This is a genomic window from Brumimicrobium sp., from assembly GCA_023957385.1.
Lineage (GTDB): Bacteria > Bacteroidota > Bacteroidia > Flavobacteriales_D > Crocinitomicaceae > Brumimicrobium.
The window spans coordinates 1,246,677-1,270,309 of record JAMLGZ010000001.1 but is presented as its reverse complement, the minus strand read 5'-3'; the positions used below and the strand labels follow the sequence as shown (position 1 = coordinate 1,270,309).

Genomic DNA, 23,633 nt, shown 5'->3' with positions numbered 1-23,633 from the left:
GAATCATTGGTTAACAGAGGAGAAACCATCGAATTAGAAATTAGCGACCTAGCCTTTGGTGGTATGGGAATCGCTAAGATACATACAGATAAAGGAGACTTCATTCTCTTTGTGCAAAATACTTTTCCCGGACAAAAGGTTTTAGCTAGGATTGTAAAAAAAAGAAAAACTCATGCTGAATGCAGTTTAATAAAAATCTTACAACGTTCTCCTTTAGAAAACATCAACCAATATCAGGAAATTAGCGGTGCTCCATATATTCACGTGCCTGTTAATATTCAAGAAGAATATAAGCAAAAAATCACACTTCAGGTATATAAAAGAATAGCTGGACTCCAAAATATTGATGATTTATTTGACACCTTTATTTCATCTCCTGACCACTATTTCTACCGAAATAAAATGGAGTATTCCTTTTCATGCATTGAGCATGATATGGAAACAGATGAAGATATTGATGATGCCTTTGCTCTTGGTTTTAAACATAGAGGTACTTGGTGGAAAGTTGAAAATTTAAACGCTCCCTCAGGTATGTTTGATGAAGAATGGGAAACTTTCCTAAAAGAATTCCGCATTTTCTTATCAAAATTTGAGTTACCTGCTTGGCACCCACCTAAAAAGGAAGGATTTTTCCGTCATATTGTGGTTCGGAAATCATTCTACCAAGATCAATTACTCATTAATCTGGTTACTTCCTCTGAAGGACTAGAAAAATTCAATGCTAAGAAAGTAGGAGATTTCTTAAAGGAAAAACTAGGTGATCGCATTGCCGGCTTTCAACATACCATCAACGATAACGTAGCTGATAGAGCGAAAATCGAAAACGGAAGTGTGCGCCTAATTTTCGGGAAAGAATTCATCACTGAAAAATTACATGATCTCTTTTTTGATATCAGCATGGAAAGTTTCTTTCAAACAAATCCTAAAAGTGCAGAACAGCTATACAACAAAGCTCTTGACTATGTGTTTGAAGGAGAACATTCACTTAATGGCAAGGTAGTCATGGATTTATTTTGTGGAACAGGAACTATTGGGCAACTTTTAGCACAACGTTCATCCAATACAAAAGTCATAGGCGTTGATATCGTTGAAGAAGCTATTGAAAATGCTAAGACCAATGCCTTAAAGAATAATATACATAATGTTGAATTCTTTGCTGCTGATGTAGGGAAATTCTTAAAAAACTTCCCAGAATATGTTGGAGTAATAGACACTATCGTACTCGATCCACCAAGAGCTGGTATTGCTCCGAAAACCTTATTAAAAGTGATTGAACTCGGAGCTCGAAGGATTGTATATATTTCATGTAATCCATCCACACAAGCTAGAGATATTAAAACCTTGGAAGAACATGGCTACCAGACCAAGAAAATCAGTTTGGTTGACCAATTCCCACATACTAGCCATATTGAAGCAATAGGACTTTTTGAGAAAATGAATTAAAGCATTAATTCAATTATCTTTTGAAAGGTATCTTGCTCCTTTTCAATAAAAGTAGTTGCATCTTGCATTAAAGCATGGATATTTTCTGGAGATGCATTATCCATTCTTGGGTCTGCAAAACAAATAGTAGGTTGCAACCTATAATAATGAAGTTTAGGGTTTTTATCTGCTGCTGTTAACATGGATTGGTGTACATGGTTCACCTCTTCTTCCATCGTATCAAAGTATTCCCCAGTCAACTCTCCTGTCCCCAAGCTTAAGAACAATATCTCATCGTCGGGAAACAACTTTTGAATATATTCCCATCCTATCATTGAAGGATTTTTAGCCGCAGCAATACCATCAATTAGAATGTGATCTTTAAAGTTAACTGGTGCAAAATACCCGGGAATAGCACTGCATGCTGCTAAAACAGTGCTTAATTCTGTTAACAATAAATTCGTATTACTCTTTTCAAAGATAAAAGGGGTATTTGTTTTTATATCAAAACTAACCAAAGCAAATTCAGAGGTCAAATCGGATAGATAAATATCTTTTAATTTTCTTTTTAACAATAGACGAAGCCCTTCAGATTGCGCTTTGCCTGGATTAGTCAAATTAAATAGTTGTGGTCCTCTGGAAACATATAAATCGAGCAAATCATCTATAGAAAATAATTGCATTCCATTCTTTCTAATAACCATTCCTGCAGAAATAATTGCCCCTGCAGAAGTTCCAGAAACAAAATCCACTAGATCGCTAACCTTCTTATTAAATCCCTGTTTGAGAAGCAAGCAATTAATATGGTTTAATAGCATTAATGGGAAAACTCCACGAATTCCGCCCCCATCAATTGTTATAGCTATTCTAGTTTTTTTAATTTGCATGAGAAAAAGGTACAAAATAAAATTGGATTCTAGCTAATTAAGTAAAATATTCTAGTCGTTTTGTAACAAATTCATATTTTTTACGAATAAATATTTTGATTAGTCTGAATTTTTAATACATTTGATGCTTATTTAACTAAAATTACCACTAAAAAGTGAACCCTACGAACCTAATTATATTATTTATCTGTCTCTTCGGTAGTTATTATGGTGTATCACGCATAACCCCCATGGTCATTCGTATCGCTACGCGTAATAATTTAATGGACAATCCCAATAATCGAAGTTCTCATAAACACGCCATACCAAGACTAGGTGGTATTGGTATCTTTTTCTCATTAGTAGTTGGAATGTTTGTCCTTCAAGGGTATGAATCAGGTACTACAATTATAAGTCTATTAACTTGTTTCACTCTGTTATTCTTAGTTGGATTAAAGGATGATATTGCAGGAGTTAATCCAATAACCAAGTTAATTACCCAAATTATTTGCGCAGGTGTTTTAGCGATGACACCCGGCTTTCAATTAGACTTATTAAATCAAGTATTTAACATTCCCGGATTCAATGCGGCTTATCTTATCTTTTTATTAGTCCCAGCTGTAGTTAATTCTTTTAATCTTATAGATGGTATAGATGGATTAGCTTCAATAGTAGGGATAACGATTATATCCACTTTAAGTATTCCATTTTTAATTATTCATGATTATCTATTCTTCGGAATTTGTTTATTACTCGTAGGTTCTTTAATTGCCTTTATGCGATTTAACATTAATCAATCAGGACTAAAAACATTTTTGGGGGATACAGGCTCGATGATTATTGGTGTATCCATAGCAGCTCTTGTCATACATCTGTTAAGCTATGATATACATACATTTACAGAACAACCCATACCTTTTAAACACATTCCTTTCTTTTTAATTGCAGTATTATTTATACCTATATACGATACAACACGTATTTTTATAGTTCGAATCGCTAAGAAACAAAGCCCTTTTAAAGCGGACACATGCCATACACATCATCTATTACTATTTAAGTATAATTTTTCACATGTAAAAACCAGTTTACTAATTGGAGGATTTAATGTTTTTTTTATCAATGTCATGTTCTTACTTTCTCTTTATACAAATCCTTTTGTTTTAGGAACTACACTCATAGTCACAGTAGGTTTACTCACTTTTTATTTTTATAAAATCACTAAGGATAGAGAACAATTCTTTGCCTCTGAAAATATAGATCCTGAAATTACAGCTATTAAAAAAGAACGAAACACAAGATCTGTAGCGCTACTTAATAAGAGAATCTCTAATAACACACACCATCAGTCTAAGAAACACGCCAAAACGAATATTTACAATATTTTAGCCAAATTCTCTAAAATTTGGTAAATAATCTATCCAATCATATTTGATGCAAGTACGCTCATATAACAATACCAAACTTTTGGCATAGCCATTGTAAGCACGTAAATAGTTGAAACAATTTAAGTTTAAATTCGTACAATTGATTTATTTATTAAATTTGGAACATTAAAATTCATCCTTTTCGGATTTAATATTTAATTTCATATACTAAATTTGAAGCTATTGAATTAAAAAATTATTTAATACATTGTTATGAATCACAAAACAAAATCAAGCATTTATTGGGCTTTTATTTTTCCTGCACTTTTATTCAGTTTCTCCTCATTAGCACAAGATGGTGAAAACTTAGTTAAGAACGGAAGTTTTGAAAAGGCTCAAAATAAGAAAATCCGCAAAGTCGGTGATATTGAATTAGCCGAGAATTGGTTTTCTCCAACTGGCAGTAAAGCAGATATATTTGCTGCTGAAGCAAAAACTCCTGAAGTTCAAACACCTTCTAACATCTATGGAACAGAAGAACCTAAAGATGGATACAATTATGCAGGTATCATAGCTTATTCATATAGAGAAAAAGAAATGAGAACCTATATTACTACAGAATTATCAACTCCTCTTAAAAAAGGTATGAGATATCAGGTTCAGTTTTATGCTTCTCTAGCAGAATTATCTAAATATTCATCTAATAGAATTGGAGCACATTTCTCTAAAAAAGCACCAGGTTCTTCACAAAAAGTACCTGCCATGATTCTAGATACAGATGTGGAACATCCTAAACAAGAAGCATTTGACGGACTTTTTGGTTGGGATTTAGTGTGTGGGGAATTCACAGCGAAAGGAGGTGAGAAATTTATGACTATCGGTAATTTCACCAACGATGGGGAATCTATAAACGATCGAGTTAGAAAACCAAGAGATGTTAAAGGTACTCAAATTATTGCTGCGTATTATTATATCGACGATGTTTCTGTGCGTTTACTTGGACCTGATGAGCAATGCAATTGTAACTATCCTGATGAAGCAGATGTAAAAACAATGACTTTATATCAACGCTCTCCTGAAATCGCAAAAGATATGACTCCTGCTCAAAAATTAACTGAATACAATGTTTATTATGCAGCTGGAAGATATGATGTAAAAAGAGATGGTCAGCAAACTATCGACAGAATATTAGAACTTCTAAAAGCTAATCCAGATTTAAATATTCAAATTATTGGTCATGCTGATAGCCAAGAGACTGCAAATGGTGCCACTCAAGATATCTCTTCAAAAAGAGCAAATTACATTATGGATATTTTAATGGAAGAAGGAATTGCTAAAAATAGAATTGATGTTAAAGATGATTCAGATAGAACACCTTCACAATACATCAAGGATGGTGACGAAGACAATTTAAAATCTGCAAAAAATCGAAGAGTTTCCTTTAAAGCATTCTAAAAAAAACTGAATGATGTTATAAAATAGCGTGGATATCCACGCTATTTTATTTTCCAGAAACCTGTATCATTCTCCCCAAACCATTCATAATAAAACTGACGTAAATAGCTCTCCAAGAACATAGAACGTTCTTCTGCTAATTTCCTACCTGTATTTGTATGCATCCTATCTTTAAGAAGTAATAATTTCTCATAAAAATGATTAATAGAATGAGAACGATTCTCAACATATTCTTGAGTTGATTGATGATTTTGAGGCAATACTTCAGGGTCAAAAATTGGACGTTGTGCATATCCTCCATAAGCAAAAGCTCTTGCTATTCCAATTGCTCCAACTGCATCCATTCTATCTGCATCTTGAACTATTCTACCTTCTAAACTGTGCATAGAATCTTCTACACCACTTCCTTTGTATGACACATTGTTAACTATTTCTACTATCTCTAGAATTTTTGTAGAAGACACATGAAATTTCTCAAGTATCTCTTTAGCAATTATCCCTCCTTTACTAAAGTCTCCCCCATTAAATTTATGGTCAGAAATATCGTGTAACAAAGCAGCTAGTTCAACAATCTCCCTATCACCCCCCTCCTTTTCTTGAATATGAAGAGCCATATTTCGGACACGATCTATATGATACCAATCATGTCCTGTACCTTCATTTTCAAATAAGGATTTAATTTCCGCTTCGATAGACTGTATTATTTGTTTCATTTCTTCGACTAAACTATTTATAATTTCAATACTCCCATGAAATCTTATACTTTAACATATAATATATTAGTATATATTAACCCGTTGTGCATTTACAAAAATAAATAAAATCAATAATTTCTACTGTATTATGGATTGTATTGAATTTGTAAAGATGTAAGAAATAGAATTTATTAAAAAATAGACCCCGAGAAACCAAGGCTCTCGGGGTGACAATTGTGAGCGGCTACTTTCGGTCGGCTTTGCCGACCGCCTTACCCTTCCTTTGTATTGTCACCCCGACAGACGAAGGAGTGTCGGGGTCTAAGGTTATAATCGGTATTTTATTCTAAATGCACAACAGGTTATATATTAGTATTTAACTTCCCCATTATGAAACCAACGTTCTTCATTCTCAAAATATACTCCCAACAAACCATCGGCATCCGTGGTGAATATTCTTCCTTCTTTTACCTCTTCACCTATATAAAACATATGTTTTTCATCTTTTTTCCACAATAAAGCATTATACATATCCTTGATATATTCATCTCCACGCTGATTATACAAATTTAAAATCTCATTCATATACCTTATTAATTCCATAGCAATATCTCTAGGTTGAAATATACTATTTGTTTCAATAAAAAGAGAGGTTGCTCTTTCTATATCAAATTGCGTTTGATTTATATTTGCTCCAATTCCAATAATTGAAAATATGCTATTGGATGACAAATAGTTTTCTATTAAAATTCCTGATATTTTTTTACCCTGAACCATAATATCATTAGGCCATTTTATTTTCACATCATCTTGATAATTAGAAAATAAACCATGAAGCGATAATGAAACAATATGATTTAAAGATATAACACTATCTATTTCCCAATCAGTCAATTTTGCTCCAATGCTCATTATAAGATTGGCAGAAGAGTCAGACTGCCATACTTTACCTCTTTGTCCCCTTCCTTTTGTCTGAAAATCTGCCATTATTACAGTTCCCGATTCAATACCTTCTGTTTTATATAGGTTGGCAACATAGTTGTTGGTGCTATCCACACTATTTAAAAAAATAATTTGATTTCCAACGTATGTTTTATGAAGCATGATTAAACTGTTTAAAAAAATATGCTAAAATTAAAATTTAATTAGCTTTGTAAATGAGAATATAAAAATGGTAAAAAAAACAAACAAAGATACAGACTCTCAAAAACTTTGTGAAGTTATTGTAGAGGAAATGCAAAATAAAAATTCAGAAGATATTGTTATTATTGACTTACGTGAGATTGAAAATGCAATTACAGACTTTTTTATCATAGGCAGTGGTAACTCTACTACACAAGTAGATGGTATTGCTGATGCTATTGTAAGAGGAACGAGAAAACAGTTAAAAGAAAAACCTTGGCATGAAGAAGGGAAAAACAATTCTCAATGGATTTTGTTAGACTATGTTAATGTAGTCGTACATATCTTTCATAAAGATGTTAGAGGGTATTATGAATTAGAAGATTTATGGGCAGACGGAAAAAAACGTCACATAGAATTAAATTAAGATAAGAAATGTCAAAGGAGAAAAAAACAACAAAAAACAATAAAAATAGTAATCCTTATTCTATTTATTGGATTTACGCTGCAATTGGAATTATAATAATTGGTATTCAATTATTTATGAGCACTTCTACCAATAAAGTATTGCAGACAAAGGACTCGTTCACAACTCTAATGGAAAGAGGTTATGTAGAAAAAATCACCATTTGGAGGAATGTAGGGCGGGTAGATTTCAAAGTTTCAGATTCAGGTAGAGTAGCCATCCAGCAAGGAGATTTTGAAGGAGCAGATTTTGATTTAATGAAAAAAGCTTTTGAAAGTTCTGAAAACACCATGACAGGTGGAAGTACTTCTCCTAAATTTTCATTTGACATTGCCTCTACTGATGCATTCATTAAAGAATTTAATGATATCAACGAAAAAAGAAAAGAAGCAGGACATGAATCTATCTCTTATCGCGTAGATGAAGAACACAATTATATCGGTCAAATTTTTAGTTTCTTATTGCCAATCATTATTATCATTGCAATTTGGCTGTTCATTATGAGACGTATGTCCCGTGGAGCAGGGGGAGGACCTGGAGGTCAAATATTTAACATTGGTAAATCAAAGGCTCAAATTTTCGAAAAAGGTAAGGGCACCGAAGTTACATTTAAAGATGTAGCAGGATTAGAAGGAGCTAAAGAAGAGGTGCAAGAAATTGTTGCATTCCTTAAGAATCCTAAAAAATACACAGAATTGGGCGCTAAAATTCCTAAAGGTGCCTTACTAGTAGGTCCTCCAGGAACAGGGAAAACATTACTAGCAAAAGCTGTTGCAGGAGAAGCCGATGTTCCTTTCTTCTCACTCTCAGGCTCTGATTTTGTTGAGATGTTCGTAGGTGTAGGAGCTTCACGTGTGCGTGATTTATTTAAACAAGCCAAAGAAAAAGCACCTTCCATTATTTTTATTGATGAAATTGATGCTATTGGTAGAGCGAGAGGAAAGAATAGCAATTTCAACTCCAACGATGAAAGAGAAAACACCTTAAACCAATTGTTAACTGAAATGGATGGTTTTGGAACAAACTCTGGAGTTATCATTCTTGCAGCAACAAACCGCGCAGATATTTTGGATAAAGCCTTGATGAGAGCAGGTCGTTTTGATAGACAAATTTATGTGGACATGCCCGATTTAAATGAACGTAAAGAAATTTTCCAAGTGCATTTAAAACCTATTAAAATCGCTCACGACATAGATATTGATTTCTTGGCTAAACAGACTCCAGGATTCTCAGGTGCAGATATAGCTAATTTATGTAATGAGGCAGCATTGATAGCTGCCAGAAAAGATAAGAAGCAAGTAGAAAAGCAAGATTTCTTAGATGCTGTTGACAGAATAATTGGTGGTTTAGAGAAAAAGAATAAAATCATCACAAAAGATGAAAAGAGAAAAATTGCTTTCCATGAAGCTGGTCATGCTTCTATTTCTTGGTTGGCCGAACATGCGCATCCTTTGGTAAAAGTAACTATTGTCCCTCGTGGACAATCATTAGGGGCTGCTTGGTATTTACCAGAAGAAAGAAGTATCACCACAACCGACCAATTATTAGATGAAATGTGTTCTGCCTTAGGGGGAAGAGCTGCAGAAGAAATTATATTTGGTGAAATTTCTACCGGCGCCTTAAGCGACCTAGAAAAAGTCACTAAGCAAGCCTATGCCATGGTTTCTATTTATGGTTTAAACAAAGAAATTGGTAACATCTCTTTCTATGACCCTCAAGGACAAAATCAGTTTGTAAAACCTTATTCCGAGGAAACTAGTAGATTGATTGACAATGAAGTTTCTAAATTAATCGAATCCCAATACGTAAGAGCAAAAAAGATTCTTTCCGAGAATAAAGATAAATTAACGGCTCTTGCTAATTTACTCTTAGATAGAGAGGTTATCTTTAAAGAAGATTTAGAAGCAATTTTTGGAGAACGTCCTTGGGATCAATTAACTCCTGCAGAACAGATTATAGCTACAGACAAAGTAGTGCATGCTGAAAAAGAAGAAGAGGGAGAGGAAAATACAAAAGAAGAAAAAGCTAATTCTCCAGAAGAGAATCAGTCAAAAGATTCATTTGAGAATTCAGAAGATAGCTTTCCTATTCAATGATATTAAACAAAATAAAAATATGGTTTAAAAATTTGTTAGCTCAAGATACTTTCTTTGAAGAAAACAAATTAGTATTCGCTACCAACGAAGAATATCTGGCAAATATCATGAAATTAAAATTAGAGGAAGAAGGTATTCAAGTCTTTGTTGTAAACAAAAAAGACTCATCTTATAACCTCTCTTTTTCTAGTCAAGGAGGTATCATGCTCTACGTAAATCAAAATAATATTATCTTAGCTAAACAAATTATAGAATCTACCAATGAATAATATAGGCATACGTACTGTTTGGGGAGGGTTGTTTGTAGCAATCATCATGGCCGCTCTGTTTGTACACCATTTTGTCACTTTCGTTGTCCTAGGATTATTTATGATATTAGGCTTAATAGAATTTTATAATTTATTTAAAGACTCTGAAGAAATTAAACCCAATAAGATAGTAGGGATTCTTGGAGGAATCTACCTCTATTTTATCCTTTCTTTAAATTCTCAAACAAGTACAGAGGTAACATTAAATGGCTTACATATTATCCCCTTATTGTTTCTCCCTTTGCTACTTATTATTTTTAGTAAAAATAAAAATCCACTTTTAGATATCAGTACTGTCTTATTCTCATGGGTGTATATTCCCCTTACATTTTTCTCAATGCTATTGATATATCATTTCCACATGGCAAATAATTATCAATGGGAGTTTTTATTAGGCATGTTTATTTTAGTTTGGGCTAATGACACCTTTGCTTTTTTATTTGGGATTTGGTTGGGAAAACACAGATTACTTGAACGAATATCACCAAAAAAATCATGGGAAGGAGCTATTGGTGGATTTTTCAGCACTATTCTATTCTCTTTACTTTATTCGCTTGTAGTAGGAGGAGATTATTATTTTTGGATGTTAGCAGCAGCTATTATCTCTCCAGTGGCTATTCTAGGAGATTTAATTGAATCAAAAATCAAACGTATTACCAATGTCAAAGATTCAGGAACTATCATTCCAGGACACGGTGGTATTCTAGACCGCTTTGATGCTGCCATGTACGTAGCTCCATTCTTTTATTGGTTTATACTTCTTTACTATCACCAATTTTAATTTTCTCTTCTCCGACTTCTATGTAAAGAAATAATGTACTTTTACAGCGAAAACTAATTTTAGAAATGAAAATACACAGAGAAGGCTACTTAATTATCCTACTTGCTTTAGTTATTTTGGGAGGAATTCAATTAATGAATCAACTCTTCTTATCTGAATATCTTTGGATTTATATTCCACTGTTACTTGGTGTGATTGTTATGTTATATCTAGTCATTCAATTCTTTCGCGTTCCTATTATTCAATTTCAAGGAAAAGAAAATGAAATTATTTCCCCTGTGGATGGGAAAGTTGTCGTTATCGAGGAAGTGCAAGAAACCGAATATTTTAATGACAAACGCATTCAGGTTTCAATTTTTATGTCACCACTTAATGTACACGCTAATTTCAATCCGATTTCTGGCAATGTGAAATATACGAAATATCACCCTGGTAAATTCTTAGTTGCGTGGCATCCAAAGAGCTCTACCGACAACGAAAGATCTACCTTCGTAGTAGAACACTCCAATGGGAAACAAATCTTATTTCGACAAATCGCAGGAGCTGTAGCAAGACGCATCTGCTATTATATCAAAGAAAATGACTCTGTGAAAGCAGGTGAAGAATTTGGTTTCATTAAATTTGGTTCTCGCATCGATCTACTCCTGCCTTTAGATACCAAAATTAATGTGAAAATTGGAGATGTTGTAAAAGGAAGAATTACCAAAATCGGTGAATTCTAATTTTTAAAACCTCAGTAAATTACTAGCTTTAATCTTAAATAAATCTTATTAAAATTCAATAGGAACAAAGATTTCATTAATTTTGTAACGATTTTTCAAAGTATATGGCAAACGACAAAATTTGGTTATCATCTCCACATATGGGAGGACATGAACAGAAGTATATCCAACAAGCTTTTGATGAAAATTGGATTGCTCCTTTAGGTCCAAATGTTACCGGCTTTGAGAAGGATTTAGAAACTTACCTTGGAAACGAAAAGAAAGTTGCTGCATTAAGTGCTGGAACTGCTGCCATCCATTTAGGATTAATCATGGCTAATGTACAAGCAGGAGATTTTGTAATTTGTCAATCATTGACTTTCTCTGCATCGGCCAATCCTATTTTATACCAAGGTGCTAATCCAGTTTTTGTTGATAGTGAAGTGGATACTTGGAACATGGATCCAGCATCTTTAAAGGTCGCTATTGAAGGAACAATCCAAAAACATGGGGTGAAACCAAAAGCTATTGTTGCTGTTCATCTATATGGTATGCCATACAAGCATAAAGAAATTCAGGAAATAGCATTACGCTATGACATTCCAATTATTGAAGATGCAGCCGAAGCCTTAGGAAGTCACTATCACAATCAGTTTTGCGGAACTTTAGGGGATTTTGGCGTATTATCATTTAATGGTAATAAAATCATTACAACTTCAGGTGGAGGTGCACTTGTCGTTAATACCAAAGAAGAAAAAGACCGCGTTATATACTTATCTACCCAAGCAAGAGAAATTGCTGTTCATTACCAACATGTAGAAGTGGGGTATAATTATCGCATGTCAAACATCACTGCTGGAATTGGAAGAGGTCAGATGGAAGTACTTAATGATCGCGTAAACTCCAGACGTTCTAACTTCGAATACTATAAAAAACACATATCATCTATACAAGGAATAGAATTTTGTAATGAACCAGAAGGGCATTACAGCAATCGTTGGTTAACCGCTATATTAATTCATACAGAAAAAACGGGTTTTAGCAGGGAGGATTTGAGGATAGCTTTAGAAAAAGAAAATATCGAATCGCGCCCACTTTGGAAGCCTATGCACTTACAGCCTGTTTTTGAAAAATATGATTACTATGGCGAAAAGGTAGCAGAAGAATTATTTAATATAGGCTTATGCTTACCTAGTGGTTCTAATCTTACAGAAACTCAGCTACAAAGAATTGTTAACAACATTCATGAGCTGAATAATGGAAAATAAAGATTCGCACCGCCTACCCATAACCTATGGACATATATTAAAGGTTGCGCTTCCCTTAATGTTTGGGACTTTTGTGCAATCTATTGTTATGATAACTGACTCTTCATTTTTAAGTAGATACAGCACGCTTAGTTTTGATGCTGCCGGAAATGCTGGACTGGTATATGTTACCGCTTATATGGGATTAACTGGCTTAAGCGATGCTGTTCAGATTATCCTAGCACGTAGGATTGGTGAAAAACGAAAATCAGAATTAAATGAGATTCTACAATCTTCCTTCTTCGTTTTAGCATCCTTTGCTTTACTCTTTTTCTTCTTTATACAATTCGGTTTCGATAATTTACTTTACGATTACTCAAGTAACAAGGAATTAGCACAAGAGCAGATTGATTTCTTATCCATCAGAACTTATGGTTTTCTCATTGGAATTATTTTGTTACCATTAAATAGTTTCTTTTTAGCTACGGGAAAAACATGGGTAATCATGGTTAGTTCCTCCATCTTTGCTTGCTCAAATGTATTACTAGACTATCTACTGATATTTGGAGTTGGACCTATTGAACCTATGGGAATTAAAGGTGCTGCCTTAGCTTCTACATTATCAGAAGGGATTACAGTGATTGTGCTATTGAGTCTTTTATACAAATCGAAAGAAAGAATCATGTATCAAATTTTTTCACATCTTCAATTTTCATTTAAATCTGTTCGAAGAATAGTTAGTGTAGGCTTCCCTCTGCTAATACAAGGGTTTATCGCATTAGGCAGTTGGACAATATTTTTCACATTCATTGAGCAGCGAAGTACGTATGAACTCACCGTATCCCAAAGTGTACGTTCTGTATATATGATCGCCTTTATCCCCATTTTTGGATTTGCTGCTACGATTAAAACGTATGTTTCTCAATATATGCATGAAGATGGGTTTCATCGCATCAAAGAGATTATTCGTAAAACAAGTGTTTTAATAACTCTTAGTTTACTTACACTATTTCACGGAGCAATTCTCTATCCTGAATTTTTGATTTCTGTTATCAACCCTGATCCAATCTATCTAAAAGATAGCGCTTTCATTTTGCGTATTGTATTTGGTTCTATTCTATTATATGGTTTGATGACACCTTATTTTCAAACAATTAGTGGGTCAGGGAATACACGTACCACTTTATTAATTGAAACTATATCAATTGTGATTTATACGGTCTATAGTTACTTTACTTTAAAAGTATGGGATTGGAATATTGCCTCCGTATGGTCTGTCGAATATGTATATTTTATTTTGACAGGAATATTATCTTTACTGTATCTTAGACATTTTAACTGGGAGAAAAAGAAAATATAAATGAAGCACAAAGAGGATTTGAGAATAGTATTCATGGGCACGCCCGAATTTGCCGTGACCATTTTAGAAAAAATAATACAAGAAGAATATCAGGTAGTAAGTGTTGTCACTGTTCCAGACAAACCTGCAGGTAGAGGGCAGAAATTAAGCGAAAGTGCTGTAAAGATTTGTGCCAAAAACCATAACATCCCTATTCTTCAACCTATTTCTTTGAAAGATGAAGACTTTGTGAATACATTACAGAATCTACAAGCAGATTTATTTATTGTAGTTGCTTTTCGAATGTTACCCAAAATTGTATGGGAGATTCCTGCAATGGGTACTTTTAACTTACATGGTTCTCTCTTACCTCAATATAGAGGAGCAGCACCTATTAACTGGGCGATTATCAATGGTGAAACAGAGACAGGTGTAACTACATTCATGATAGATGAAAAGATAGACACAGGTAAAATACTTCTCAAAGAGAAAATGACTATTGGAGAGGAGGAAACAGCAGGAGAACTTCACGACCGCATGATGGTATTAGGCGCAGAAGTTGTTGTAAACACCATTGAATTATTACGTAAAGGAGAAATCAACGCTACACCTCAAGAAGAAAAAGAACTCAAGCCTGCTCCTAAGATTCAAAAACAAGATTGTTTACTTGATTTTTCAATGTCAGTTTTCGAATTGCACAATTTTATTCGCGGGATGTCTCCCTATCCTACTGCATGGATTTGGCTGGAACATAAAGAGAGTAAAGAACGAAAATCACTCAAGATTTTTAGATCTACAATTCATAACACAAAAGAGAATGCTGATATTAAACTCACTGAAGATAATCGAAAATTATTTTTAGAATTATATTCCGGAACCCTTTCCCTACAAGAAGTTCAGCTAGAAGGTAAGAAGCGAATGGATACTGCTACTTTTCTATTAGGATTTAAAACTCAAGACTGGAATATCATCCCATAATTTGATTTTGATTAAAATCTAATCAAAATCAAATCTAATTTTTTAATCCACTTTGAAATTATTCGAAGAAATCGAATAATTCATCGAATCAAAATCAATATTCATCAATTATTATAAATTATTATTTAAAAAAAATAATTTTAATCGTTATCTAAATACACTATAAATAGGGCTTATCAGGGGCACTTATCAACAAAATGACTATTTTTTCAACATTTTATTTATTTTTTTTCATTATTTCCTTGCATGTATGCGATATTCTTCTACATTTGCTCTAGTTAATTTTTAATACAAACAAAAACCATAACTATGAACAAAGCAGAATTGATTGAAGCAATGGCTTCAGAAGCAAAGATCTCTAAAGCAGATGCTAAAAGAGCATTAGATGCATTCGTTGGTGTAACTACTAAAGCACTTAAAAAAGGTGATAGAATTTCTTTAATCGGATTTGGTTCTTTCTCTACTTCTAAGCGTGCAGCTAGAACTGGAAGAAACCCAAGAACTGGAAAAGAAATCAAAATCAAAGCTAAAAATGTCGTAAGATTTAAGGCTGGTGCTGGTTTATCTGACGCAGTAAACTAAAACTTTGTTTTCAACTTATGTTTTGGGAGCTTAACGGCTCCCTTTTTTATTTTAACATGGAAGAAGAATTACTAAAAGCTCTTTATACTATTATCACTCCTGCAAAACAAGAGAAATTTGATCGTATAGCATCAGAGAGAACTCGTCACGTTACCATTGCAGTTGAGAATATCTTTCAAGAACATAATGCTAGTGCGGTTACTCGTAGTTGTGACTGCTTTGGAATTCAAGACCTACACATTATCGAAAAAACAAATAAATTTACAGTAAACAAAGATATTGCACTAGGTTCTGGTCAATGGGTAGATAATTTTCATTATTCGGATCAGTTGTTCCCTACCACTAAATGCATTCAAACTCTTAAAGATAAAGGATATAAAATAGCTGCCACATCCCCGTATGCTGAAGAATACACCGTTCAAAATATCCCTATTAATCAACCAATAGCTTTTGTATTTGGAACAGAACAAGTTGGTTTATCAGAAAAAGCACTTAATATGGCCGACTATCTTGTAAAAATACCTATGGTTGGTTTCACAGAAAGTTTTAACGTTTCCGTTTCTGCTGCATTAATCATGCACACAATCCGAACAAGGTTAGAAAATCAAACCGATTTCAATTGGAAATTATCCGAAAAAGAGCAAACACTCTTAAAGATTGAATGGTGCAAACGAATCATTAATAACCCCGAGAAAACTATCAATGACTTTTTAAGGAGAATTCAAGAAAAAAAATAAATCACTTATTATTATCCATTAAAAAATGAAATTATTTTCCATAATATGATATCATTTTAAAAGGATTATTTGTATATTGCCCCATCATACTAATACTAATTAAATAATATAAATAAAATGGGAAAAGGAGATTTAAAAACAACAAAAGGTAAACGTGTTAGAGGTTCTTACGGAAATACAAGAAAGAAGAAAAAAAATACTCCCATTTCTGTAGCTCCAAAAAAAGAAAAAGCTCCAAAAACTACTACTGTTAAAGCTGTAGCAGAGAAAAAAACTCCTGCAAAAAAGGCAGCTCCAGTAAAAAAAGCAGCAACCAAAGCAGCAACAGAGAAAAAAACTCCCGCAAAGAAAGCAACTACTGAGAAAAAAGTAAGTGCAGAGAAAAAGACACCTGCTAAAAAAACTGCTGCTAAAGCAAAGGCTGAACCAAAGAAAAAATAAGAACATTTCAATATTCAGAAAGTCGGCAAGTTGTCGACTTTTTTTTTTGAAATTATATCTTGAATTAATATGCTTTCAATTTAATTTTTAACACATTTGTAAAAATATAAATGATATGAAACACAATTTTGGAGCAGGTCCATGCATCTTACCTCAAGAAGTAATGAAAGATGCAGCACAAGCAGTTTTAGATTTTAATGGTTTATCTATATTAGAAATATCTCACAGAAGCAAAGACTATGTTGATGTTATGGAAGAAGCTAGAAATAATGTGAAAAAAGCATTAAATATTCCAAGCGGTTATACTGTTTTATATCTCCAAGGTGGAGCTAGTTTAGGCTTCTTAATTTCTGCTATGAATATGGCCGGTAAACACAAACGTGCTGCATATATTAATACAGGTACTTGGTCTTCTGGAGCTATAAAAGAAGCAAAAAATGCAGGGCTAGAAGTAGTTGAAATTGCTACTTCAGCAGATAAAGATTTTACGTACATCCCAGAAATAACTACTCTTCCTGATAATATTGACTTTTTACACTATACCTCTAACAATACCATCCGAGGAACACAGTTCACAGAAATACCAAATGTAAACGTACCCTTAGTATGTGATATGTCATCTGATATTTTTTCTAAAGAGTTTGATGTTTCTAAATTTGATTTAATTTATGCGGGTGCTCAGAAGAATCTAGGTCCTGCAGGAGCTACCTTATATATAGTGAAAGACTCTGTTTTAGGAAATTCATCTTTAAACATACCTACATATCTTGATTTAAAAATTCATGCTGATAAAGACAGTATGTTTAATACACCTCCTGTCTTTTCGGTATATGTAGCAAACTTAAATCTACGTTATTTATTGAAACACGGTGGTGTTGCTGCAATGGAGAAATTAAGTAAAGAAAGAGCTGATTTACTATACGGAGAAATAGATAGAAATCCGAATTTCGAAGGAACAACAACTGTAAAAGATCGTTCCCTTATGAATGTATCTTTTCGTCTAACAGATGAAAGCAAAAAGGAACGCTTTGACCAGCTTTGGAATGAAGCAGGAGTCGTTGGCATCAAAGGCCACCGTTCCGTAGGAGGATACCGTGCATCCATGTATAATGCACTTCCTCTGGAGAGTGTTAAAGTTCTAGTTGATGTAATGAAAGCCTTATAATTCAAAAAATGATAAAAATATTAGCAAACGACGGGATTTCCCAAGACGGTATAGATAAATTACAAGCAGCAGGATTCTATATCTCTACAGAAAAAGTAGAACAAGATAAATTAGTTGAAACAATCAATAAAGAAGGATACTCTGTATTATTAGTACGTTCTGCCACTACCGCAAGAAAAGAATTAATTGATGCTTGCCCCAATTTAAAATTTATTGGAAGAGGTGGTGTTGGAATGGATAATATCGATGTAGAATATGCTCGTAGCAAGGGAATTAGAGTAGAAAATACACCTGCTTCCTCTTCACAATCAGTAGCGGAATTAGCTATGGCTTCTTTATTTTCTTTGGCTCGTTCAACTTTTGATTCCTACAAAGAAATGACTGTAAATGGTAACACTAATTTCAACGCCCTGAAGAAGAAATACGGAAAAGGTGTAGAATTACGTGGAAAAACACTTCTTATCATTGGCTTTGGAAGAATTGGACGCTCACTCGCTAGTTATGCACTTGGAATTGGAATGAAAATAATCGCCATAGATCAGATAACAGGAACAGCAGAGATTCCAATTTATATTGAGGGAATTGGTGAAGTCATGAGTAAAATTGAAGTTACCAACAACCTAAATGAGGTTTGGGGAAAAGCTGATTTCATTTCTATTCATGTGCCTAAACAAGCTGATGGAAAAGCCGTAATTGGTAAAAATGAATTCCAACAGATGAAAAAAGGCGTTCGTTTAATTAATTTAGCTCGAGGAGGTGTTATCGATGAAGATGATTTACTAGAAGCTATCCAAGAAGGAAAAGTTGCAGCTGCTGCCATCGATGTATTTGAAAATGAACCAACTCCAAAATCAGAATTGTTAACCTGCGATATGATTGCTTGCACTCCTCATATTGGGGCTGCTACCAATGAAGCTCAAGACAGAATTGGTGTGGAGATGGCTGACAAGATTATTGAAGCATTCAAATAAAGGACTTTCAATTATTTCGCCTTCGGAACATAGTTCTTAAGTACATAGCCAAAAAATAAAGTGGTAAAGAAAGTAAAACTTCCATACACCACTGCCACAAGGGATACTCCTTCCATGTGAAGTACATTATTTGCTAAAAATATGGCTAAGGCAGAGTTTTGTAAACCCATTTCTACTGCAATGGTATATTGATCCTCATGTGGTAAATTAATCAAACGAGAGGAGTAAAAACCAATCAATATAACCGAAAAATTAAGCAAAAATGCAGGAACGAAAATATCCCAATACTCCTGAAGAGATTTGGTACTATTCGCATTCTCAAGGAGGATAGCTAATAGGAATACTGCAAACAAAAGCCCAGGCAGTATATAGCGTAAAAGAGGTTGTATATTTTTAGCAAATGCAGGAAAGAAGTGTCCAATTAATATCCCGCCAACTACTGGAATAAGGACTGTATATATTACTTCAAAAAACGTCTGATACAAAGTAAGTTCAGCAAAAGTGCCACTTGGTTCAAATAGATAAAAAGCTAATCGAAGTAAAATTGGTATTGTAAGTACAATTAAAAAACTATTAAAAGCTGTGATAGAAACGGAAAGAGCTACCCTACCTTTCAACATATAAGTAACTATATTTGAAGAAGTGCCTCCTGGACAAATAGCGATTAAAACAATTCCAATTTTATATGCAGGCTCCAAGGGAACCAGATAGGCCAACAAAAATCCAATTAAAGGCAAAACCACTAATTGTCCCACTAAACCATAAATAATCGCCTTAGGAAATGTAAATACGCGCTTAAAGTCATCGAATGACAAATTTAATCCTATCCCAAACATGATGATTGCAATCGTTATAGGTAATAAATTGTCAAATAGGATTTGCATGATATCTATTTGTAGTTCTTACGAACCCTATCCATGGTTCGCTTATCATCTTTCTCTTTTAGGTCTTGACGCTTATCGTACAACTTCTTTCCTTGCGCTAAAGCTATTTCTAATTTAGCCCTTCCATCCTCATTGATAAACAGTCGCAAAGGAATCAATGTAAAACCTTTGGTTTGAAGTTTTCGATCTATCTTATTAATCTCTTTGCGATTCAATAATAATTTTCGGTCAGCTTTAGGTTTATGCTGATAGAAAGAAGCATTGGAATATTCTGCAATGTGCATGTTTCGTATAAATACCTCATTATTTTCGACTACACAATATGCCTCCATGATACTCGCTTTTCCCAAACGAATACTTTTAATTTCTGTACCACCCAGCTGAATTCCCGCAGTAAACGTATCCAAGATATGGTACTCAAACCGAGCACGTTTATTTAAAATATTTATCTTGTTTTGTTCTGCCATCTTATGTTGAAAAAATATTTACTTTTGATACTGTATTTTTCACTCCTATATAAAAGAATACCAATGAAGCTATCATAAACAGATGACTCAAATCGTCTTTATTTAACCAAAGTGATACATTTATCTTAAACACAAAGATAAAAATAGAAGGGAAAAGCAGCACCACCGCCCACACAATATATTTAAATGATTCTAAACCTTGTTTCTTGTAATAAATTCCCAAGCCTAAGCAGTATGCAAGCGTTGTTAGCACAGAATCAACCATGGAAAACACAAATGAATTCTTTCCGTACATCAAAACTACAAATAACATCAGCGACATAAATACAAAGAACTTAACTGATAGTATTTTTGAGAACAATTGTATTTTTTGAATGGATAGCACATTTAGTTTTAACATAGCTTTTCCTACATAATAATTAGAAATAATCGCAAAAGTCCATGAAGGGATTTTACCATAATTACCTGTATAATAAAAGAACAAATGTCCTAAACCACCGAAGAAGGTACTTAATCCAAAGAATAGAAAAAACAGCTTCCAATACCGATGAAAATCAGAAGTATGGTTTTTAAGGCGTAGGAAGACAAAGAAGCAGATAAATGCCATTACCCAATCTAAAATCAAAGCCATTGGTTCTTGCAAGCAAAGACCTAAAAGTTGAAAAGGGAGTTTATCTTCTGAAATACCACACAAATCGTTCATTCTGATAGTTTTGTTTACAAAGAAAAGGATTTCTTTGGGTTAACAGAATAAACTCCCATTAATTTCTTTATTTTTGCTACATGGATTTACCTTCAAAACACCTCAACGATATCGTTACACAATTTGCTTCTTTACCAAGTATTGGTAAGAGAAGTGCCTTGCGTTTGGTATTGGAATTGTTGAAGCGTTCACCCCAGGAAATAGAACAATTTTCTGATGCACTTTTAGCCATGAAAGAGCACATTAAACACTGTAAAAATTGTGGAAATATCTCTGATACTGAAATCTGTACAATATGCAGTAATCCACTAAGAGACCAACGCACAATTTGTGTAGTAGAAGATATCCGTGATGTGATGGCGATTGAAGCTACAGGTACATTCAAAGGCATATACCATGTACTAGGAGGGATTATTTCCCCTATGGAAGGGCGTGGACCAAACGATTTGAATATTCCTTCACTTATAGAGAAAGTAGATAACAATTCAGTAGATGAAATCATTTTTGCCCTGAGTGCTACCATGGAAGGTGATACAACCAACTTCTATATTTATAAGAAAATTAAAGATAAGAACATAGCTGTCACCACCCTTTCCAGAGGTGTAGCAATTGGAACAGAATTACAATATGCCGATGAATTGACATTGGGAAGATCTATTTTACAACGACTTCCATTTGAATCTACTTTTAAATAAATAGGAATAATTTACAAATAGACTCCGAGCACTAAGGTTCTCGTGGTGACAATTGTGCGAGGAGACTATCGGTCGGCTTTGCAGACCGCCTAATTCGCCCTAGAGATTGTCACCCCGACGGACGAAGGTATGCCGGGGTCTAATACTATTAATTTATATTTTATTTTATAAGCAAAACGAGTTATTGCTATATTTTCTATATTTTATTTTTTTTATTCATTTTTTTCTGTAACTTTAAAAAGCAGACATTTTTAATAAAATTTAAGAATTCGATTGGAAGAAAATCAAATTTTAAACGTTAGATTTATAGAATAAATTTATTAACCCGAATATCCTTGTATATTCATAAAATTTAAAGCTATGGAAGTATTTTTTAACACCGACAAAAACATTGATGGAAAAGAAAGAATTGAGGCTTATTTTACAGAACGCATCAAAGAAGATTTAGCACGCTTCGAAGACAGGTTGACGCGTGTTGAAGTTCATATTTCTGATGAAAATGGTTCTAAGACTGGAGGGAATGATAAGAAATGTGTACTTGAAGCACGTCCACAAGGATTAAAACCCGTAGCGGTTACTGCAACAGAAGACACTGTAGAAAAAGCTATTAGTAGCGCTACTAAGAAAATGATGAGTAGTTTAACTTCTTTAATTGGCAAACTACAAGATCAGTACTAAGATTGAACAAGATAATTGAAAAGCCGTTTTTAGCAATAAAGACGGCTTTTTTTATCTATTTTCATTTTTTTTGTAACCAACTACTATTTTCTATTGTCTTATCCCCAAACAATAAATTATTCACTTAAAAAAATAAAAATTATGTTTGAAATTTCTGAAAATTTAGTTGGAATCGTAGCGATTATTACAACAGTAGGACTTCCCATTGCTTTAGGTATGTATTTAGGAATTAAGAGCTCCAAACAAAAACACATCGAAAGGATGGAGTTAATTAAACAAGGGATTATGCCTGAATATGAAAATAACACTCCCCCAAATAGATTAAAACAATTGAGAAATGGGCTTCTTTTAGGAGGAGTTGGAATTGGGTTAGGTTTGTCCTTCACCATTATTTATGCAAATGGTTTAGATGAAGATGAATTTGGGTGGTTAGTTGGTACCTTGATTCTAATTTTTATGTCAATCGGATATTTGGTTTACTATGCCATCTCAAAAAAAGAAGATGCTAAAAATGAAATAGAATAGAAAAACATGTCTGAAAAGCAGCTTATAAAAGACATTTTAACGGGGAACACCCAAGCTTTTGGCGCTTTAGTGGATGCATATCAAGATATGGCATTCACTATCGCATATAGGGTATGCAAGAATAGACAAGATGCAGAAGATATTACTCAGAATGCTTTTGTTAAAGCCTATAAAAATTTACACACCTTTCGTTTTACAAGCAAGTTCTCTTCTTGGTTTTATCGTATTGTTTACAATACAGCCCTTACACATATACAACAACAAAAAGAAGTAAACATTTCTACTGAAGAACAAAGAATAGAAAATTATACAGATTTGGATTCTACTGACAGTGCTCTAATCAATAAAGATCAACATTTGGCAATACTTGACGCGATTCATCAACTACCTGGAGACGAAGCTACGATAATCACCTTATATTATATTGAAGAGAAATCTATCAAAGAAATTGAAAAGATCACAAGTCTATCTTTAAGCAATATTAAAATCAAACTCTATAGAGCAAGAAAAAGATTAGCTGAACTCTTGGAAAACACCTTAAAATAATTTAAATTTGAATGACATGGATACAAAAGAACAAAATATAAAAAATCTAGTAAATTCTTCCTTGCTAAAAGCTGATGATAAATTAAAAGTTAGAATTATGCAGCAAATCACAACCGAAGAAGCTCTCTCTCCTATTCGCAAGAAGAAAGCAACCAGTACTGAAAATGTATTTCTATACTTAGGAATTTTCTATGCCATTATTTTAGGTAGTATATTTTATTTTACAAATGGTCTCGATTTTCGTGTGTTTAGCTCTATTTCCTTTTTAGCTACCACCACTTCCCTTTTAGCTATCTTTAGTTTATTTTGGCTCATCAGTAATTTTGATAATTACCGTTTGAACAAAAGACAATCAAACCCATCCAATAAAACAGAATAACCCTATATTATCCACTT

General features: G+C 33.5%; 27 protein-coding genes. 21 read left to right on the top strand and 6 right to left on the bottom strand.

Annotated features, from left to right (window positions below):
* Positions 1–6: 6 nt before the first annotated feature.
* Positions 7–1,443 (top strand): 23S rRNA (uracil(1939)-C(5))-methyltransferase RlmD, encoded by a 1,437-nt coding sequence (gene rlmD, locus M9897_05620; GenBank protein MCO5268356.1) that lies wholly within the window; start codon positions 7–9, stop codon positions 1,441–1,443.
* Here rlmD and M9897_05615 read toward each other — a convergent pair.
* Positions 1,440–2,309: a patatin-like phospholipase family protein gene (locus tag M9897_05615; GenBank protein ID MCO5268355.1), complete on the bottom strand. Its 870-nt coding sequence runs from the start codon at positions 2,307–2,309 to the stop codon at positions 1,440–1,442. The two genes, rlmD and M9897_05615, sit on opposite strands and share 4 nt — an antisense overlap.
* Before the next feature lie 230 nt (positions 2,310–2,539).
* Between M9897_05615 and M9897_05610 the strand changes: the two genes are divergently transcribed.
* Together M9897_05610 and M9897_05605 are read left to right on the top strand one after the other, a co-directional pair.
* Positions 2,540–3,700, top strand: a complete 1,161-nt coding sequence (locus M9897_05610; GenBank protein ID MCO5268354.1) for an undecaprenyl/decaprenyl-phosphate alpha-N-acetylglucosaminyl 1-phosphate transferase — start codon at positions 2,540–2,542, stop codon at positions 3,698–3,700.
* A 228-nt stretch (positions 3,701–3,928) separates the two neighbouring features.
* Positions 3,929–5,110 carry an OmpA family protein gene (locus M9897_05605; protein ID MCO5268353.1) on the top strand — a complete coding sequence of 394 codons (1,182 nt, stop codon included), beginning with the start codon at positions 3,929–3,931 and terminating at the stop codon, positions 5,108–5,110.
* 41 nt (positions 5,111–5,151) lie between these two features.
* Here the strand turns inward: M9897_05605 and M9897_05600 are convergent, their stop codons facing one another.
* Complete coding sequence (locus M9897_05600; protein MCO5268352.1) at positions 5,152–5,823, bottom strand: HD domain-containing protein; 672 nt, start codon at positions 5,821–5,823, stop codon at positions 5,152–5,154.
* 351 nt (positions 5,824–6,174) lie between these two features.
* The gene (locus M9897_05595; protein ID MCO5268351.1) at positions 6,175–6,909 is read right to left on the bottom strand and encodes a biotin--[acetyl-CoA-carboxylase] ligase; all 735 of its coding nucleotides are present in this window, start codon (positions 6,907–6,909) and stop codon (positions 6,175–6,177) included.
* Positions 6,910–6,976: 67 nt separating this feature from the next.
* Here M9897_05595 and rsfS point away from each other — a divergent pair, with 67 nt between their 5' ends.
* The 13 genes from rsfS to M9897_05530 all read left to right on the top strand — a co-directional run bounded on the left by rsfS (position 6,977) and on the right by M9897_05530 (position 18,739).
* Entirely contained in the window at positions 6,977–7,354 is a 378-nt protein-coding gene (rsfS, locus tag M9897_05590; protein MCO5268350.1) for a ribosome silencing factor, read from the top strand.
* Positions 7,355–7,362: 8 nt separating this feature from the next.
* Positions 7,363–9,489: an ATP-dependent zinc metalloprotease FtsH gene (gene ftsH / locus M9897_05585; protein ID MCO5268349.1), complete on the top strand. Its 2,127-nt coding sequence runs from the start codon at positions 7,363–7,365 to the stop codon at positions 9,487–9,489.
* 32 nt (positions 9,490–9,521) lie between these two features.
* A complete protein-coding gene (locus tag M9897_05580) occupies positions 9,522–9,758 on the top strand; it encodes a DUF2007 domain-containing protein (GenBank protein ID MCO5268348.1) in 237 nt (78 codons plus the stop codon).
* Positions 9,751–10,578 (top strand): phosphatidate cytidylyltransferase, encoded by an 828-nt coding sequence (locus M9897_05575; GenBank protein ID MCO5268347.1) that lies wholly within the window; start codon positions 9,751–9,753, stop codon positions 10,576–10,578. The genes M9897_05580 and M9897_05575 overlap by 8 nt, the downstream gene beginning before the upstream one ends.
* Before the next feature lie 65 nt (positions 10,579–10,643).
* Positions 10,644–11,300 carry a phosphatidylserine decarboxylase family protein gene (locus M9897_05570; protein ID MCO5268346.1) on the top strand — a complete coding sequence of 219 codons (657 nt, stop codon included), beginning with the start codon at positions 10,644–10,646 and terminating at the stop codon, positions 11,298–11,300.
* A 104-nt stretch (positions 11,301–11,404) separates the two neighbouring features.
* Positions 11,405–12,547, top strand: a complete 1,143-nt coding sequence (locus M9897_05565; GenBank protein ID MCO5268345.1) for a DegT/DnrJ/EryC1/StrS family aminotransferase — start codon at positions 11,405–11,407, stop codon at positions 12,545–12,547.
* Entirely contained in the window at positions 12,537–13,886 is a 1,350-nt protein-coding gene (locus M9897_05560) for an MATE family efflux transporter (GenBank protein MCO5268344.1), read from the top strand. Before M9897_05565 ends, M9897_05560 begins: the two co-directional genes overlap by 11 nt.
* Positions 13,887–14,843, top strand: a complete 957-nt coding sequence (gene fmt / locus M9897_05555; GenBank protein ID MCO5268343.1) for a methionyl-tRNA formyltransferase — start codon at positions 13,887–13,889, stop codon at positions 14,841–14,843.
* A gap of 309 nt (positions 14,844–15,152) precedes the next feature.
* Positions 15,153–15,425: an HU family DNA-binding protein gene (locus M9897_05550; GenBank protein MCO5268342.1), complete on the top strand. Its 273-nt coding sequence runs from the start codon at positions 15,153–15,155 to the stop codon at positions 15,423–15,425.
* Positions 15,426–15,481: 56 nt separating this feature from the next.
* Entirely contained in the window at positions 15,482–16,162 is a 681-nt protein-coding gene (locus M9897_05545) for an RNA methyltransferase (protein ID MCO5268341.1), read from the top strand.
* Positions 16,163–16,279: 117 nt separating this feature from the next.
* Entirely contained in the window at positions 16,280–16,603 is a 324-nt protein-coding gene (locus tag M9897_05540; GenBank protein MCO5268340.1) for a 30S ribosomal protein THX, read from the top strand.
* A gap of 115 nt (positions 16,604–16,718) precedes the next feature.
* Positions 16,719–17,768 carry a 3-phosphoserine/phosphohydroxythreonine transaminase gene (serC, locus tag M9897_05535; protein MCO5268339.1) on the top strand — a complete coding sequence of 350 codons (1,050 nt, stop codon included), beginning with the start codon at positions 16,719–16,721 and terminating at the stop codon, positions 17,766–17,768.
* Positions 17,769–17,779: 11 nt separating this feature from the next.
* The gene (locus M9897_05530; GenBank protein ID MCO5268338.1) at positions 17,780–18,739 is read left to right on the top strand and encodes a D-2-hydroxyacid dehydrogenase; all 960 of its coding nucleotides are present in this window, start codon (positions 17,780–17,782) and stop codon (positions 18,737–18,739) included.
* 11 nt (positions 18,740–18,750) lie between these two features.
* Here the strand turns inward: M9897_05530 and M9897_05525 are convergent, their stop codons facing one another.
* Genes M9897_05525 through M9897_05515 form a run of 3 tightly spaced genes read right to left on the bottom strand, consistent with a single transcriptional unit; the run spans position 18,751 to position 20,793 of the window.
* Positions 18,751–19,623 (bottom strand): bile acid:sodium symporter family protein, encoded by an 873-nt coding sequence (locus M9897_05525; GenBank protein ID MCO5268337.1) that lies wholly within the window; start codon positions 19,621–19,623, stop codon positions 18,751–18,753.
* Positions 19,624–19,628: 5 nt separating this feature from the next.
* A complete protein-coding gene (gene smpB, locus M9897_05520) occupies positions 19,629–20,090 on the bottom strand; it encodes an SsrA-binding protein SmpB (GenBank protein ID MCO5268336.1) in 462 nt (153 codons plus the stop codon).
* A 1-nt stretch (position 20,091) separates the two neighbouring features.
* Positions 20,092–20,793 (bottom strand): hypothetical protein, encoded by a 702-nt coding sequence (locus M9897_05515; protein ID MCO5268335.1) that lies wholly within the window; start codon positions 20,791–20,793, stop codon positions 20,092–20,094.
* A gap of 80 nt (positions 20,794–20,873) precedes the next feature.
* Between M9897_05515 and recR the strand changes: the two genes are divergently transcribed.
* The 5 genes from recR to M9897_05490 all read left to right on the top strand — a co-directional run bounded on the left by recR (position 20,874) and on the right by M9897_05490 (position 23,616).
* Positions 20,874–21,488: a recombination mediator RecR gene (gene recR / locus M9897_05510; GenBank protein ID MCO5268334.1), complete on the top strand. Its 615-nt coding sequence runs from the start codon at positions 20,874–20,876 to the stop codon at positions 21,486–21,488.
* Between the two features lie 360 nt (positions 21,489–21,848).
* The gene (locus tag M9897_05505; protein MCO5268333.1) at positions 21,849–22,166 is read left to right on the top strand and encodes an HPF/RaiA family ribosome-associated protein; all 318 of its coding nucleotides are present in this window, start codon (positions 21,849–21,851) and stop codon (positions 22,164–22,166) included.
* Positions 22,167–22,307: 141 nt separating this feature from the next.
* Entirely contained in the window at positions 22,308–22,691 is a 384-nt protein-coding gene (locus tag M9897_05500; GenBank protein MCO5268332.1) for a hypothetical protein, read from the top strand.
* 6 nt (positions 22,692–22,697) lie between these two features.
* Positions 22,698–23,237: a sigma-70 family RNA polymerase sigma factor gene (locus tag M9897_05495; protein ID MCO5268331.1), complete on the top strand. Its 540-nt coding sequence runs from the start codon at positions 22,698–22,700 to the stop codon at positions 23,235–23,237.
* 16 nt (positions 23,238–23,253) lie between these two features.
* Positions 23,254–23,616: a hypothetical protein gene (locus tag M9897_05490; protein MCO5268330.1), complete on the top strand. Its 363-nt coding sequence runs from the start codon at positions 23,254–23,256 to the stop codon at positions 23,614–23,616.
* Positions 23,617–23,633: the final 17 nt, after the last annotated feature.